1 protein-coding gene is annotated in these 2,848 nt (G+C 69.3%); it reads right to left on the reverse strand.

Annotation, left to right across the window (positions count from 1 at the left end; translation table 11 throughout):
• Positions 1-86: 86 nt before the first annotated feature.
• Positions 87-2,627, reverse strand: a complete 2,541-nt coding sequence (locus B1729_RS20125; protein ID WP_163634594.1) for a rhamnogalacturonan lyase — start codon at positions 2,625-2,627, stop codon at positions 87-89.
• Positions 2,628-2,848: the final 221 nt, after the last annotated feature.

A 2,848-nucleotide genomic window follows, 5' to 3' on the forward strand; every position in this document is an offset into this window, starting at 1 on the left:
CTCCCTCAACGACCGGGGGAAGCGGGAAGACGGATGCCCCCGGCCCGGCGCAGTGCGCCGGGCCGGGGCATCCGTTCGCCGTTGTGTCAGTCGCCGGCGCTGAACGCATGCGTCCAGGTCGACACCGCACCTGCGGCGACCGCGAAGCCGGCCTTCGGTACCGCCGTCACGCGCACCTCCGACCCGGCGGGGACCTTGACGAGCGGCTTCTCGGCCTTCACGCCGTTGACGTAGTAGTCGAACGACGGGTCGGGCGCGACCACCACATGGTCGGATGCCGACCCGCTCGGGTTCACGAACTTCGGCTCGCGCGGGGTCGCCGCGGTCGTGCGAACCGGCACGTTCGCGAAGTCCATGTCGCTGGCCAGGTAGTAGCTCGTGTACGACGGCTGGTTGTAGGTGGTGTTCTGGCGGGCGGCCTCGGCACGGTACTGCACATCGTGCATGAGCGTCGGCAGCTTGTGCGTCGTCACCTCGGTGCTCGTGAAGATGCGCAGCGCGCTCGAGTCGGCGGTGCGCACGAGCAGCTCCTCACGCCAGTCGCCGAGCACGTCGGCGACGAGTGACGGATTGCCCTTCGTGCCGTTGTTCGTGCGGGTGCCGTCGGCGGTGAGCAGGCGGCCACGCGTCCAGTCGTCGATCGTGACGTTCTGGTCGCCGCTGCCGTTGACGATCTGCGTCGTGAGGTCGGCGGCCCAGCGGATCGACTGGTTCGTGCCCGGGATCGTCGAGCCGAGGATGTCTCCGGTCGCGCTCAGCAGGCCCGAGGCCTCGGTGCCGCCCGGCATGCTCGCCCAGGCTTCGATCCCCGCGACGTCGGGGCGCACGTCGCCGATCATGCTGCGACCCGTGTCGCGGCCCGAGTACGCGCCGAACAGCACCTCACCGGTGGCGGCATCCCTCATCGCCGAGCCGTAGGGAGCGAACGTGCCGCCCTCATGCGCGGTCCAGATCTCGAGACCGGGACGATTCGGGTCGATGTCGGTCACGTGCATCGCATCGCCGTGGCCGAGGCGCACGTTCTCACCGGGGGCGGCGCTGCCGGCGGGCAGCGTGTCGAACGAGCTGTACAGCAGCCCGCCGTCGTCGTCGATCGTCGCCGCGCCGTACACGATCTCGTGCTTGCCGTCGCCGTCGACGTCGGCAGCGCTCAGCGAGTGGAAGCCCTGCGTGGTGATCTTGCCGTACACCGGGTCGGTGCCGTCACGGCCGTGCGGGCCGTCGTTGAACGGGTTCGTCATCGGCACGTGGCCGCTGTCGACGAACCAGCGGGTGCTGAGGTGCTCACCGTCCCAGTCGTACGCCGCGATCGTCGAGCGCGTGTAGTAGCCGCGGGCGAAGATCGCCGACGGGTGCGTGCCGTCGAGATAGGCGACCCCGGCGAGGAAGCGGTCGACGCGGTTGCCGGGCTCGATGCGCGCCATCGCGTAGTCGCCCCACAGCAGTCCGTCGTCGTCGCGGCCCGGCTCGTAGCGGACGGTTTCGAGCTCTTCGCCGGTCGCCGAGTCGAACACCGTGAGGTACTCGGGGCCGTCGACGATGAACCCCTCGAAGGTCGTGAGGTCGTTGCGGGCGCTCCGCGACGGAGCGTAGGTGGTGATGAAGTAGTCCACGAGCTCGGTGGCCGACGCCTCCGAGAGCGGGTACTCGTGCGCGACCGGGATGCCGAACGCCTCCTCGAGCGTCGCGGGCCAGTTGCCGGCGACGACTTCGGGATGCTCCGACCACCCTTCGAACACCTCGATGAGGTGCCGGCGGAAGTCCGCGGCGCTCATGCGGTAGTCGTCGGTGGGTTCGTACCCGGCGGCGAGGTCCTCGGCGAGCATCGTGATGTTCACCGGCGCCTGAGCCGTGCCGTCGGCGTTGTAGCGGGTCGAGGTCGTGCCCGGCGCCGTCTTGAGCATCGTCTCGGACCGGCCGTCGCCGTCGAAGTCGTAGACCATGAACTGCGTGTAGTGCGCGCCGGCCCGGATGTTGACACCTAGATCGATGCGGTTGAGCAGCGTGCCGTCGAGCTCGTACGTGTCGACGTACACCGCGCCGGTGTACCCCTTCTGCGACACGTCCTTCGAGTTCGACGGATCCCACTTCACGACGAACTCGTACGCGCCGTCGCCGTCGACGTCGGCCACCGATGCGTCGTTCGCCGAATACGTGAACGCCTCGCCCGCGGGGGTGACGCCGTCGGCGGGCTTCTGCAGCGGCAGGTCATAGAACCCGTCGCCCCACACCGACGCGGGAGCGGACTGCTCGCCCGTCACGTCGTGCCACGCCGGGGCGACCGTGTAGATGGATGCTGCAGACCCGGCCGGATCCGCATAGTTCGTGCTGTCGTCGACCGTGGCGATGCGCTCCCCGTCGCGGAACACCGCGAACGACGGGCCGCTCACGCCGGTCTCGGTCGCCGGCCCCGCCTCGGTCGCGAGGAGGCGCCAGCTGAGGAAGACGCCTTCGCCGGTCGACACCGCGACCACGCCACGGTCGAGCGCTTCGAGCTGGGCGCCGGCGGGGGCGTCGCCGGGCGGCTCCGCCTCGTGCGCCAGCGCGGGGGATGCGAGCCCGAGGGTCAGGGCGCACGCGGCAGTGCCTGCCACGATCGCGCGTACAGAGGTTCTGTGGAGATTCATCGTCGAATCGCTCTCTCGAGTCATGGCCCGTGTGGGGGCGGGCAGCCGATCGCTGTCAACGTGCGGAATACGTTTTCCCGAGCGACGATAGACGACCGGGTCTGGCGGGTCAATGGCTCAGCGTGATTGATTGGAACGATTTAATCCACACACGTCTGTCTCGCCCCCTTCGCTCAAGGAACGGGCAAGAGCTTCGGTCGTCGAGCGAGGGAGCGCCAGCG

This window comes from Microbacterium sp. B35-04 (assembly GCF_010634885.1).
In the GTDB taxonomy this organism is placed as follows: Bacteria; Actinomycetota; Actinomycetes; order Actinomycetales; family Microbacteriaceae; genus Microbacterium.

Bases quoted from the DNA above. Each gene is read 5' to 3' on its own strand.
- B1729_RS20125 (WP_163634594.1), bottom strand. From the start codon at position 2,627: ATGAATCTCCACAGAACCTCTGTACGCGCGATCGTGGCAGGCACTGCC.